The following is a 12,975-nucleotide window of genomic DNA, read 5'->3' as shown; positions in this document are numbered from 1 at the left end:
GCAATTCCGGGTCAAACGCAGCTTTATTTCCGGAAGCAGCACCGAATTGAAGTTTTTTTGCAGTTTAGGGTTAAATGCTGTTTCATTCGGCTGCAAATGTTTGATAGAATAAACGGGCGGAAAAAACATAACATTCCGTTTAAGCTTACTTCAACAGGGAGGCCTTCTTTTGTCGTCCGATCCACTGCTTACTTTTTTATCTCCACCGCTGCCTTATTTTATCGAATCCAACCGCAATACCTATCCGCCCGGCGGCGAGCATCCAAACCGACGAAATATAGGTGTCTTCGATTTGCTCTTCGTTCATAGCGGAATGCTATATATTGGTGAAGAATCGCGTACATGGGAGCTGGGGCCGGGACAAATGGTGATTCTGCGCCCCGACCGCTGGCATTATCCGGTCAAGCCCTGCTCGGAGCATACCGTCATAGACTGGGTTCATTTTCAGACGGCAGGTCTCTGGGAGGAGCTCGACGAGAACAACTGCGGCACGCTTCGCGGCGATTATTATTCGTATGCCATACGGCTGCCCAAGTCCATGACGCTCCCCTTTCCGGAAGAAGCGATTTCCTTGTTCGGCAAGCTGCATGAAGCGGCCCGCGGCACCTCGCACAGCGCCTTCTGGCAGCGCCAGCAATGGTTTCTTCATTTACTGCAGCTTTTTGACGAGGGCTGGCGGACGGATGCGGCCAAGGCGCCGATTTCTGTTGCGGAGCAGGCAGCCGCTTATTTGAAGCTTCATTTTCGGGGCTCGGTCACCAACAGCAAGCTTGGCGAGGCGCTGGGCCTGCATCCCAACTATATTGCAAGATGCATGAGCGAGGTATTCGACTGTACGCCTCAGCAGTATCTGCTCTCCTACCGGCTGGATCAGGCGAAGCTGATGCTGCTGCAGACGAATTGGCCCATATCCCGCATAGCGGATGAAACCGGGTTTAAGCAGACCCCGCACTTCTCGCGTTCCTTCTCGGACAATATCGGCATCACGCCGCTGCTTTACAGAAAACGGTTCACAGGCGCTGCGCTTGCCCGGAACATCACGAAGCAGGAGGATTTTGAATAAAGGGAGCCCCGCGTTTCCCCGCAAGGATGATCATACAGGCAGCTCCGGACTTGAAGCAGTTCCGTGCTGCTTTTTTTTCTTCATGTTAGAGACCCATTGACATGGAAAGCAAATTCACCTCCAATTCAACTTCTTTTGCATTCATCGGCTATTATCCGTTTTAAGGATTCTCCAACAAAATTTATTGCTGCGTAATCGCTGGTCGGGCCATAAAGGCATAGGGATTATGAGTATTCAGGCAGCTGCCAATCCGCTATCAGCTGGCTCCTAAAGGCACGGTCAGACTTTCCGGCTGTACCATGAAAGATTTCTTTTGAATATAGACAGGCTCTCGGCTATGATGAGGATAGAGCTGATTGCGAAGCCTGCCTTAATGGTTAATATGGACTATACGCAGGCAATCGCTGATTCCGGCAGAAATTTAAGGTGAATCTCCACATAAATGGAAACTATTGTGTTATGTTGTGATGGCAATTTGTATAAATTAGAATAAGCCATAAGGCTTAGTTGACTGGCGCAATTTTCAGAAAATAGAGTGCCAACTTGAATACGGCGGTGTATAATGAAAGAAAATCGCGCATTCATGTCAGAAAACTTAACAAATATTTAACAATCATTTTTCTTGGGGAGGTCACTGCCGCTCATGATAAATGCCGCATCAATCGGTTTGTCCACGCGCGATTTATATTTGTTTAACAAAGGCAATTTATATCACAGCTACCGGACCTTAGGCGCTCATCCCATTCGCCTTGGCGATGAAAGCGGCGTCCGTTTTGCAGTGTGGGCCCCGAATGCCCGAAACGTCCGTGTAACCGGCTCCTTCAATGAGTGGAACGGCGAGAGTCATGCCATGCACAAGGTGGGAGAGACCGGGGTTTGGAGCCTGTTTATTCCGCAGATCGGTCCAGGAACGCTGTACAAATACGAAATCGAGACGATTCAGGGGAACCGTCTGCTGAAATCCGATCCCTTCGCTTTCCAGTCGGAGCTCAGACCGAAGACGGCTTCCATAGTGGCGGATCTGGGTAAATACAGATGGCGCGATGAGAAATGGCAGCGCCGCAAGCAGGAAGAAAGTCCTTATCATGAAGCTATGCTGATCTATGAACTGCATTTGGGCTCCTGGAAGAACAACGGCAGAGAATTGTTCTGGACTTACGAGCAGATGGCCGGCGAGCTCGTGGATTATGTGGTTGAAATGGGATATACCCATATTGAGCTGCTTCCGATTACCGAGCATCCTTTCGACCAATCGTGGGGCTATCAGGTGACGGGCTACTATTCGGCCACCAGCCGCTACGGCTCTCCGGAGCAGCTGATGCTTCTGATCGACCGCTGCCACGAGCGCGGGATCGGTGTTATTCTGGATTGGGTTCCGGGCCATTTTTGCAAGGATGACCATGGACTCCGGTTATTCGATGGAACGCCGATCTATGAAGGAATGAACCCTCTGCGGGCGGAGAAGCCCTTATGGGGGACGCTCGCTTTTGATTTTGGCCGCACCGAGGTGCAGAGCTTCCTCATTTCCAATGCGGTCTTCTGGATGGACGTCTTCCATGTGGACGGTCTGCGCGTGGACGCGGTCGCCAGCATGATCGATCTTCACCTGGATAAGCCTCCGGAGATGCGGACTTATAATAAACACGGCGGCTCGGAGAACACGGACGCCATCCAGTTTCTGAAGCATCTCAATGAAACGGTATTTCATTATTTCCCCGACGCGCTGATGATTGCGGAGGATTCCTCCTCCTGGCCGGCCGTCACATCACCCACCTACATGGGCGGTCTTGGATTCAACTTCAAGTGGAATATGGGCTGGATGAATGACATGCTCCGTTATATGGCGCTTGACCCCGGAGAGCGAATTCACCACCATAATCTGATTACCTTCTCACTGGTATACGCATTTTCCGAAAACTTCGTTTTGCCGCTTTCCCATGATGAGGTCGTGCACGGCAAAAAATCACTGCTGAACAAAATGCCCGGCACCTATGAGCAGAAATTTGCCCAGCTTCGGCTATTTTACGGTTTCTGGATGACGCATCCCGGCAAAAAACTGCTCTTTATGGGGAGCGAATGGGGCCAGTTCGATGAATGGAAGGATGCGGAATCGCTGGATTGGCAGCTGCTCGAGTATCAATCCCACCATCGTATGCACCATTATGTGAAGACGCTGAACCGTACATACGCCATGGAGCCCTCGCTGTGGGAGCGGGATTGTGATCCCGGCGGCTTCGAGTGGATCGATGTGCACAATGCTGCGCAAAGTGTCGTCGTCTTCATGCGCAGAGGCCATGCGGCCAACGAATTCTCGGTTTCCATATGCAATTTCTCCAACCAACAGCTTCAATCCTACGTTATTGGCGTCCCCGAACCGGGTCAATACCGGGTCGTTATAAATAGTGAGTCAAACGCATTTGGCGGTGCCTGGAAACATGTGCCGGATATCATTGAGAGCCGCGCTGCTGCCTGGCATGGAAGAGCGTGCAGCCTGACCGTGGATGTGGCTCCATTCAGCTTTCAATTACTCACTTATGTTCAAGGGGAAGGGCCGCAATCTTTCCAGAAATTTCATTAGCGTTTATGCAGGCGGACTTAATTACTGCGGTGGCGAGCTGCAGTAGAAAAGGAGAGAGTGTCCATGGGCAGAAAAAGAATGTTAGCGATGCTGCTTGCAGGCGGAGAAGGTAAGAGGCTGGGTGTGCTGACCAAAGATTTGGCGAAGCCGGCAGTTCACTTCGGCGGCAAATATCGGATTATTGATTTCACTTTAAGCAACTGCACCCATTCGGGCATCGACACAGTAGGCGTGCTGACGCAATATCAGCCGCTGGTGCTCAATACGTATCTGGGCATCGGCAGCCCCTGGGGACTTGACAGGCGGGACGGCGGGATGGCTATACTCCCTCCTTATATGAAACAAAAAGGCGGCATGTGGTATAAAGGCACGGCCAATGCAATTTATCAGAATATGGGCTTCATCGATCGTTTTGACCCTGAATATGTGTTGATTATTTCCGGCGATCATATTTATAAAATGGACTATGAGCTGATGCTTCAGCAGCATGAAGAGCGCGGGGCGGATGTTACCATTGCTTGTATTGAAGTGGGCTGGAAGGAAGCGAGCCGCTTCGGAATTATGAGCATCGACGATGATGGCGGCATCACCGCCTTCGAAGAGAAACCGAAGGTGCCGACCAGCAACCTTGCCTCCATGGGCGTCTATATTTTCTCCTGGCCGGTGCTGCAGCAGTATCTGATCCGCGACGAGGCCAACCGCTTGTCGGGCAATGATTTTGGCAAGGATATCATTCCGGCTATGCTCCAGGACGGAGTCAAGCTGAATTCCTATACCTTTGACGGCTACTGGAAAGATGTTGGTACACTGGAAAGCCTGTGGGAAGCGAATATGGATCTTCTCTCCGACGAGCCGGCTCTGGACCTGAACGACCGCAATTGGAGAATTTATTCCGTTAATCCCAACAGGCCTGCCCACTTCATCGCGCCTGGCGGTGAAGCCTCCCATTCGCTTATTACCGAAGGCTGCATAGTTGAAGGGCGTGTTCACCGTTCCGTCCTGTTCTATGGCGTGCAATGTGGTGTTGATAGTGTTATAGAGGAATCGGTAATCATGCCGAATGTCAAGATTGGCCGGAATGTGCGAATCTATCGCACGATAGTCGGAGAAGGCGCGGTTATTGCCGATGGCGTGACGATTGGCAATCCGGACAAGGGACCGGTTACGGTCATTGCAAGCGACGAGAATGTGACCCTTAGCAATACTCTGCAGGAGGTGGAGCAGCCATGAATTCCAACATACTTGGTGTGATCAATCTTATCCATGAATCGGATGAGATGGAGTCGCTCACGGCAGACCGCTGTCTGGCCACCGTGCCCTTCGGTGCGCGTTACCGTCTGATTGATTTTACATTATCCAGCCTGGTCAATTCGGGTATTTCCAAAGTGGCGATATTCGCCCATACCAAATACCGCTCCCTGATGGATCATCTGGGATCGGGCAAGCATTGGGATTTGCATCACCGGCAGAGCGGATTATTTATGCTTCCTCCGATTACGGATGATGTGAACGAAGTGCGGCGGGGCGATCTGTTCCACTTTTACCAGCATCGGGATTATTTTATGCGCAGCCAGCACGAATTCGTCGTCATTACACGCAGTCATATGATATGCAATATCAACTTCGAGCCCATTGTTGCCGAGCATAAAGCGAGCGGGGCGGATATCACCGTTGTCTGCAAGCGGCAAATGGATCTGATGGACGGGAAAGCGCGAAAAGTGCTGATTGATGAGAGCGGCAGAATTACGGGCATTCAGGACCATTACGGCCGCATGGAGAGCGACCTTGTCTCGATGGAAATGTACATCATGCGCAAGGATCTGCTGATGGAGCTGGTTGAGACTTCACTGGCCCAGGGACAGGATCATCTCGTACGCCACGCCATTATGTCGCGTGTGGATAAGCTTCATATCCAGAGCTATATGTACGAGGGTTATCTGGGAATTGTCAATACCGTTTCCAGCTACTATCAGAACAGCATGCAGCTGCTGCGTCCGGAAGTGTGGAAGAGTTTGTTCTTCGAGCCGGGTGTTGTTTATACAAAAGTCAAGGATGAGCCTCCTGCGCGTTATGCGGAAGGGGCGAAAATGAGCAATTCCCTGGTAGCTAACGGCTGCATTATCGAGGGGACGGTCATCAACAGCATCCTGTTCCGCGGCGTTCATGTTCATAAAGGCGCTGTCGTCCGCAACAGCATTGTTATGCAAAATGGAATCATTGGCGAGAATAGCAATGTCAATCATGTAATCCTGGATAAGGATGTAACGATCGAGCCAAGCCGCGACCTGCGCGGCGCGGAGTCCTCGCCGTTCCTGGCGATGAAACGCAAAGTCATCTAGCTTCTTGTCTATGGATTGGATAGGGCAGATAGAGAAATAGAGGTGGAATCATACGATGAATATCCTGTTTGCCGCTTCTGAAGCGGTACCGCTGATCAAAACCGGAGGCCTGGCCGATGTTGCCGGGTCTTTGCCTGCCGCTTTGAAGGAGAATGGCGCAGAAGTCCGTGTCATTCTCCCCAAATATGAAGCGATACCGGAAGCGCTGCTTGCCGGTTTCGAACGGATTGCTGAATTCCATGTACGGCTGGGCTGGCGCGAGCAGTACTGCGGCCTTTTAAAGGGAGAAATCGACGGAATCGTTTATTATTTGATTGACAACGAGTTTTACTTCAAGCGCGGCGGGCTTTACGGCTACGGCGACGATGCCGAACGCTTCGTATTTTTCTCATCTGCGGTGGCGGAATCCTTGTTTCATATGGATTATCGCCCTGATCTCGTTCACTGCCATGACTGGCAAACCGGGCTCGTTCCGTTCCTGCTCAAAACGCGGTACCGGTATGAACAGGTCACACGCAATATAGCAACTGTATACACCATACATAATTTGCGTTACCAGGGTGTGTTCGGACAGCAGCAATTGATGGACCTGCTCGGCAGCGGAGATGAGCTGTTTGGCTCGGAGGGCATTGAATTCTATGGCGGCGGGAGCTGCATGAAGGCCGGTCTTCTCTATGCGGACAAGCTGACAACCGTCAGTCCCACCTATGCGCAGGAAATACAGACGGAAGCCTACGGCGAGCTGCTGGATGGGCTGCTTCGTCAGCGCTCGGGCGATCTGACCGGTATCGTGAACGGCATCGATACGGTTTCCTTCGATCCCATGAATGATGCGGCTCTTCAGGTTCCTTACAGAGGATCATTGCCGCGCAAACGGAAAAACAAGCTGAACCTGCAGCGTGAGCTGGGACTTGCTGAATCCGAGAGCACGCCGCTGATTGGCGTGGTTTCCCGGCTTGTGGACCAGAAGGGTTTTGATCTGGTGGAAGCGGTGCTGGAGGAGATTCTGCAGGAGGATGTGCAGATTGCGGTTCTGGGGTCAGGGGACTGGCGGTACGAGCAGCTGTTCAACGATGCAGCGCGGAGACATTCCGGCAAGCTCGCCGTCTGGCTGGGCTTTAATGACGGCCTGGCAAGAAGGATCTATGCCGGAAGCGATATGTATCTGATGCCCTCGCAGTTCGAGCCCTGCGGCCTCAGCCAGCTGATTGCGCTGCGCTACCGCTCGGTTCCGATAGCCCGTGAGACCGGTGGTCTCAAGGACACGGTGATCTCGTATAATGAGTTTACGGGACAAGGAAACGGCTTCACCTTCACGCATTATAATGCGCATGATTTGCTCTTCACGGTGCGCAGAGCGCTCTCGTTCTATCGGGACGAGGTGGCGTGGCAGAAAATTGTCGCCAATGGAGCCAGGGACGACTGCAGCTGGACGAAGTCCGCGAAGTCTTATATGAATCTGTACGATGAAATTCTGTCGAATCGAAAGGAGAACTGAATATGGCTCGCCATCTTGTGATTGGCAATGGTAAAATCCTCGTTAATCTGGATCAGAATTGTTATATCCGCGACATTTATTATCCCTTTGTCGGTCAGCTGAATCATGTGGGGGGGCAATACTGCCGCTTCGGCATTTGGGTGGCCGGGCAATTCTCCTGGCTGGAAGAGTCCGATTGGACGTTCGAGCTTGGCTATGTTGAGGATTCGCTCGTCACGAACATTATCGCGCGGAATGATCGCCTTGCTGTGGAGCTGCATATTAATGACGGCATCCATCAGCGCGAATCCATTTACCTGAAGCGGGTCGTCATTAGAAATAAAGCGGATGATGAGCGGGAATTCCGCCTGTTCTTCCATCAGGATTTGATGATTGACGGCTCCGAGGTAGGAGATACGGCAGCGTATTATCCGGATAATCATACCTTGTTTCATTACAAAAGGTCCTCATACTTTATGTTTAACGGCTTCTCGGACGAAGGCGGGATGGTGCAGTATACGACCGGCATCAAGCGGTTCCACTCGGCCGAAGGCACATGGAGGGATGCAGAGGACGGCACCTTGATGGGCAATTCCATCTCGCAGGGCTCCGTTGACAGCACGATGAGCTTCCGGACGGTCGTGCCGGCTGGCGGAGAGAAAACCGTGTATTACTGGATGTCGATCGGCAAGGATCTCGAAGAAGTTAAAAGTCTCAACCAATATGTGCAGGACAGCCATCCGGAGAAACTGCTCAGCCGGATTGTGATTTACTGGAAGCATTGGCTCCACCGGGCGGAGATCGATCTGGGAGATCTTCCGCCGGAGGTTGCGAGAATGTTCAGGCTCAGCCTGCTGATCGTGCGCACGCAGACGGATGAACGCGGAGCCATCGTAGCTGCCAATGATACCGATATCCTGCAGTATAACCGCGATCATTACAGCTATATGTGGCCAAGGGACGGAGCCCTTATTGCCGATGCCATGTCGGCGGCAGGCTTCCAGAGTGTCATTGCGCCGTTCTTCCACTTTTGCGCGCAGACGCTCTCGCCTGAAGGTTATTTGTTCCATAAATACAATCCCGATGGAACGGTTGGCTCCAGCTGGCATCCTTATATCGTACAGGGAAGCCGCAGACTTCCGATCCAGGAGGATGAAACGGCGCTGGTCCTGTTTGCCTTGTGGAAGGATTACATCCGCAATCAGGTTATCGAGCTGCCGCAGTCGCTCTACAATAATCTGATCCGCAAGGGTGCGGCATTTTTAAGCGAGTATATTGAGCCGGCCTTGTCTCTGCCCAAGCCCAGCTATGATTTATGGGAGGAACGTTACGGGATATGGACGTACACCGTGGCTTCCGTATACGGCGGTCTGATGGCAGGGGCATTTTTTACGGAATTGTTTGGCGATTACGAGCGGAGCGATCATTTCCGCGATACCGCCAGGATGATTAAGGAAGGAATGCTGAAGCATTTATGGGATGAGGAAACCGGACGATTTGCGCGCGGACTGATCCAGAAAGATAATGTCTGGGTGAAGGATATGACGCTGGAAAGCAGCTTGTTCGGTATTTGGGACTTCGGCGTGCTGCCTGTCGATGACAGTAGAGTAGTCAGCACGATGAATGCGATCCGGGAAGGTCTGTCGATCCGCAACGGGATTGGCGGGGTCGCAAGATACACGAATGACTACTACTTCCAGCAATCGGGAGATATCGATAATGTGCCGGGTAATCCATGGATTATATGTACGCTGTGGATCGCCAACTTTGATATTGAATCCGCACAAGGCCTGGCTGACCTGGAAGGTCCGCGCAAGGCGCTGGAATGGGCTATCGAGCATGCCCTGTCCAGCGGTCTGCTGCCGGAGCAGGTTCACCCTGGAGACGGAACGCCGCTTTCCGTGGCGCCGCTTACCTGGTCGCATGCCACTTATGTGCAGACCGTCAGCCGCTACGCCGCCAAATATGCTGAACTGGCCAAAGTAAAATAGTGGGCCGTACAGTTCAGAAAAATCAAAGAAGAGCCTCTCGCGGAAAGCGGGGCTCTTCTTTGATTTATAGTGTCTGGATCATGTTTATATCATATTGTTGACAGGAAATCTCACCTTCCGGTCAAGAGCAGAGAGCTCATGCGGAAGCCTTCCACATGGTCCAGACATCGCGGATTGTTGATTCCGTATTGGCTGCTTAACTTAATATACACCGGCACGAAGAATAATGACCAATAGAATGAAGAGCACAAGGACTACGCCTGTACATCCCCATATGCCGCCGACTACTGGTCCGCAGCCTACGCCGCCAACCCCACCTGGGTATCCCATATTGCATACCTCCTGAGTGATTGATTAGTGATAGTTGTTATCACATTGTTAATGTATGACCAAATCCGCAAAATCGTTTGGACGTTTACACTGGATGCATTTGCAATTGGTTATATAACCTGTATGCAATTGATATAAAGGCGGGCTTGACAGAGCGGTGATATCAGGGCAGGGCTTCCGGCAGTCCAGGGGAAGGGAGGGGCTCGGCGAATTGACGAATATTCTTGATGCGGGACTCAGCGGTTTCAGTCAAGCCGTTGCCGATCAGAATGTTCGCAGCTGCGCTTATGGCGATAATCTGGATGCAGCCAACACGGATGGCAGGCTGTCTATGACAAGTTGTCATCTGCACATCATCGTCCTCTTCAGCCGAGCCCGGCTGTTCGGGAAAAACCTGCCTCGGCCGGTTGTAGATAGAGTAGGCTTCAAAGTAGACATCATTTCTCGCCTCATGGTCGCTTTCCCTTTGAACAGCCAATGCCCTCAAGGAAGCGTTCACTTCCGCCCGGTCTCCGAATTGTACGACGGAAGCGTCGCCAGCACTGATCAGATAAAGGTAGCCAAGCTCCGATACGCGGATGGGATAACAGAGGTTCGGATCGTTACCCGGATTCGGGGCTGTTTTCATGCTCATGACGAACTGCTCTCGGTATCGGGATTACTGGCGGAATCCTCAGCCTCCGCTTCCTGTGCGTCGGCAGGCGCGGATAGCGGCACGAGCGGACCCACAATAACCGATTCCGGCGGCGTATCGAACATGGAATAGAGATTGATTTGCCCGGTATCCCCGACCTGCAGGATGGAAGCACTGGCCACAGCGGTGAGCTGGATGCAGCCTACTGACAATGCATGATTCACAACATTCAAATTCATGGCAGCTTTTCTCCTATTCATTCTTGTTGGTTGTTTGGGACGCAAGGCTGGTTACATAGCTCTGAAGCGCCGCATCGATATCGCGGGTTGTCTTCTGGATGATATCCGACTTCAGCTCATCCGTAATCTGGGGCGGGTTTTGGTCATTTGTCTTTCCTTTGGGAAGTGCGACATTTATATAATATTGAATCCGGGGACTCATTTGCTTGCGGATATCCTCCACAATCAATTTGCGGTGGAAGGGGTCAAGCGTGATGCCATAACTTGCTTCAAGCTGCGAGAGAATGACTGGCGCCCGCGTATTCAGATAAAAATCAATATCGCGGCGGATTTCGGGATATGGTGGACCGGGCATGGTCGCATCCGGCGCGCCCGAGGCAAAGGCGGATGGGAACTGATTGGGGCCGCTAAGCGCCTGATCGTTCACATCCCCGATGGGTAAAGCACCGTTATCAGATGTAAAGGCAGAGGCTGGGGGTACGGCCGCAGGCGAAGGAGCGCCGGGAATGACAAGCTGGCCGATCTCCTTCATCTTCTCCTCGCTGGGAGGGGTCATGCCGATGTTCAGCGTTCCGTCCAGCTTCTCCACCTTCAACTGGTCAAAATGATATTCCATGCGGTCGATATGATACTGCGGCTTTGTCTCTGCGGATTTCAACCGTTCGTTTAAGCTTTCCACCTGTTTGCTGAGCGAATCGATTGCGGCTTGCTGTGCTTCCAGTCGGATGTGCAGCTGTTGAACCCTTTGGGACCATGCCATCCACACCTGTTGGGGGGAATAGGCGGGTTCGTTATAGGATTGCATGATACGCACCTCCTGAAGGACTTAATAGCTAAACCGGATTGGGCAGAGGAACAAAGGAAAGCGGATTTTCTTCGCCGAATTGCGGCGCAGGACCGGTAAAGCCCCCGGTATTGTAGAGCTGGGACAGGGAGCGCACAGATCCCGCTGTGCCGATCTGAAGGACAGATGAATTCGTAACGCTATCCACCCGCAGCTGGTGAATGGTGATGTTTTGATGAACAGTCCAATTCATGGAGATGACTCACCCCGCTTGGGATTGTATGCTGTCTGCAATATCCGGTTCAGAGGTATCCGCCGCGCTGACGGCATGATCGGCAATGGCCGGACTGCCTGTGAGGAACGATCCTGGGCCGGCATAGGTTATCGATATCCCCGAAGGCCTCGAGAAGGAATCGCCTGACGGGACGAATGGGCTTTAGCCCGCCCGTATGAAATTGACAAACCGATGACAGCAGGCATTGTTTCCCACTCCCTTTCTTATAGGCTGAAATTGCCATTGCTGCTTGAGGGCAGCTTCCTCGCATCCAAAGCTGATGTTACATCCTATGCGGCAAGCGCCCAGTGGTTCCTTTTGCGTGTCAACTGCAGATCTTTTTTTGGGTGATGGAGTGGCAGCGTATTTGATGCCGGCATATATTAAACAGGCGATTCTGGAGCGGAGGTGTCTATCGATATGGCAGAGGGGTTTGACGATCTGGAGAAATGGATGGAGAAGCAGCGGCTTCCCAAAGACTTTGATATGCTTAGCCAGCCTGACTGGATTGGCGACTATGTCCGGAGCATGATGGTCAAGGCGATTCCAGCTGCATCGTCGGTACTAAACGCATCCAGGGCGGAAATCACAGAGTCCAAACAATGTATGATCATTATATATCCGCTTGGCGGGAATGCCGACTTGACCCGGATCAGGCTGGTTGCACAGGAAGACCGCATCAGGCTGTCGGGTCACCGGGAGGGGGAAACGGAAGTCATCAAGCTGCCCAGGATGGTGATTCCCGACTCTTGTCAAGCCAGCTATGACGGCACTCAGCTGAAGGTCCGGCTGCGCAAACGTCCCCGCAATAAGCGATCTTTCGAAGCCAAAATCCATGGGAGCTGAAGGGGGAGGCGTTTGCCTTTTACAGGGACAAGCCCGGGTTGCGACAGGAGCTTTGGTGAAGCAGCATGTAAAATGTCAATAATTTGTCCCATCTTCAGGTTGGCGGCAGGTGGAAAAAAGCCGGATCAATCGCTTATAATAGATGCTAATGGTCGGAAAAAGCAAAAGGAGTGGTCGAATTGACAGTTGGAGATATCAGTGCCATATCCGGTGGTTTGTTTGCCACGGGAGCCATATTCATCCTGCTTATCTTTTCACTGCTGAGCTTCGGGATTCTGCGTATGTTTCAGCATAAAATCCGCACAGGCTGGTTCAGTTTTGCCGGAGCGGTGGTCAGCGCTGTTGCATTCGGGTTGATTCTGAACCAGTGGTTTGTATAGCGGATTTACTTCGGTACCTCTATAAAATAAGGCATATTCG

Annotated in this window: 13 protein-coding genes; 8 read left to right on the top strand and 5 right to left on the bottom strand. The window is 52.0% G+C overall.

What is annotated here, in order from left to right; all coding sequences use genetic code 11:
- The first annotated feature begins 169 nt into the window (after positions 1-169).
- From AC0YOA_RS25535 to AC0YOA_RS25510, 6 genes are all read left to right on the top strand, one after another.
- Complete coding sequence (locus tag AC0YOA_RS25535; RefSeq protein WP_475789027.1) at positions 170-1,063, top strand: helix-turn-helix transcriptional regulator; 894 nt, start codon at positions 170-172, stop codon at positions 1,061-1,063.
- Between the two features lie 643 nt (positions 1,064-1,706).
- Positions 1,707-3,641, top strand: coding sequence for a 1,4-alpha-glucan branching protein GlgB (glgB, locus tag AC0YOA_RS25530; protein ID WP_475789026.1), 1,935 nt, complete (start codon positions 1,707-1,709; stop codon positions 3,639-3,641).
- A gap of 63 nt (positions 3,642-3,704) precedes the next feature.
- Positions 3,705-4,871, top strand: a complete 1,167-nt coding sequence (locus AC0YOA_RS25525) for a glucose-1-phosphate adenylyltransferase (protein ID WP_475789025.1) — start codon at positions 3,705-3,707, stop codon at positions 4,869-4,871.
- The gene (gene glgD / locus AC0YOA_RS25520) at positions 4,868-5,980 is read left to right on the top strand and encodes a glucose-1-phosphate adenylyltransferase subunit GlgD (protein ID WP_475789024.1); all 1,113 of its coding nucleotides are present in this window, start codon (positions 4,868-4,870) and stop codon (positions 5,978-5,980) included. Before AC0YOA_RS25525 ends, glgD begins: the two co-directional genes overlap by 4 nt.
- A 55-nt stretch (positions 5,981-6,035) precedes the next feature.
- On the top strand, positions 6,036-7,478 hold the full coding sequence (glgA, locus tag AC0YOA_RS25515) for a glycogen synthase GlgA (protein ID WP_475789023.1): 1,443 nt from the start codon (positions 6,036-6,038) through the stop codon (positions 7,476-7,478).
- A gap of 2 nt (positions 7,479-7,480) precedes the next feature.
- Positions 7,481-9,448, top strand: coding sequence for a glycoside hydrolase family 15 protein (locus AC0YOA_RS25510; RefSeq protein ID WP_475789022.1), 1,968 nt, complete (start codon positions 7,481-7,483; stop codon positions 9,446-9,448).
- A gap of 201 nt (positions 9,449-9,649) precedes the next feature.
- Here the strand turns inward: AC0YOA_RS25510 and AC0YOA_RS25505 are convergent, their stop codons facing one another.
- The 5 genes from AC0YOA_RS25505 to AC0YOA_RS25485 form a co-directional block, all read right to left on the bottom strand.
- On the bottom strand, positions 9,650-9,778 hold the full coding sequence (locus AC0YOA_RS25505; RefSeq protein ID WP_210039942.1) for a sporulation protein YjcZ: 129 nt from the start codon (positions 9,776-9,778) through the stop codon (positions 9,650-9,652).
- A 163-nt stretch (positions 9,779-9,941) separates the two neighbouring features.
- Complete coding sequence (locus AC0YOA_RS25500) at positions 9,942-10,412, bottom strand: spore germination protein GerPE (protein ID WP_475789021.1); 471 nt, start codon at positions 10,410-10,412, stop codon at positions 9,942-9,944.
- Positions 10,409-10,651, bottom strand: coding sequence for a spore gernimation protein GerPD (locus tag AC0YOA_RS25495; RefSeq protein WP_475789020.1), 243 nt, complete (start codon positions 10,649-10,651; stop codon positions 10,409-10,411). The genes AC0YOA_RS25500 and AC0YOA_RS25495 overlap by 4 nt, the downstream gene beginning before the upstream one ends.
- Before the next feature lie 13 nt (positions 10,652-10,664).
- Positions 10,665-11,456, bottom strand: coding sequence for a spore germination protein GerPC (gene gerPC / locus AC0YOA_RS25490; RefSeq protein ID WP_475789019.1), 792 nt, complete (start codon positions 11,454-11,456; stop codon positions 10,665-10,667).
- A gap of 28 nt (positions 11,457-11,484) precedes the next feature.
- A complete protein-coding gene (locus AC0YOA_RS25485) occupies positions 11,485-11,688 on the bottom strand; it encodes a spore germination protein GerPB (RefSeq protein ID WP_210039946.1) in 204 nt (67 codons plus the stop codon).
- 441 nt (positions 11,689-12,129) lie between these two features.
- Between AC0YOA_RS25485 and AC0YOA_RS25480 the strand changes: the two genes are divergently transcribed.
- Both AC0YOA_RS25480 and AC0YOA_RS25475 read left to right on the top strand, forming a co-directional pair.
- Positions 12,130-12,555 carry an Hsp20/alpha crystallin family protein gene (locus AC0YOA_RS25480; protein WP_475789018.1) on the top strand — a complete coding sequence of 142 codons (426 nt, stop codon included), beginning with the start codon at positions 12,130-12,132 and terminating at the stop codon, positions 12,553-12,555.
- A gap of 179 nt (positions 12,556-12,734) precedes the next feature.
- Complete coding sequence (locus tag AC0YOA_RS25475) at positions 12,735-12,935, top strand: hypothetical protein (protein WP_210039949.1); 201 nt, start codon at positions 12,735-12,737, stop codon at positions 12,933-12,935.
- Positions 12,936-12,975: the final 40 nt, after the last annotated feature.

Source organism: Paenibacillus sp. JT22N12, assembly GCF_056269365.1.
This window is presented reverse-complemented; position numbering and strand designations above follow the sequence as displayed.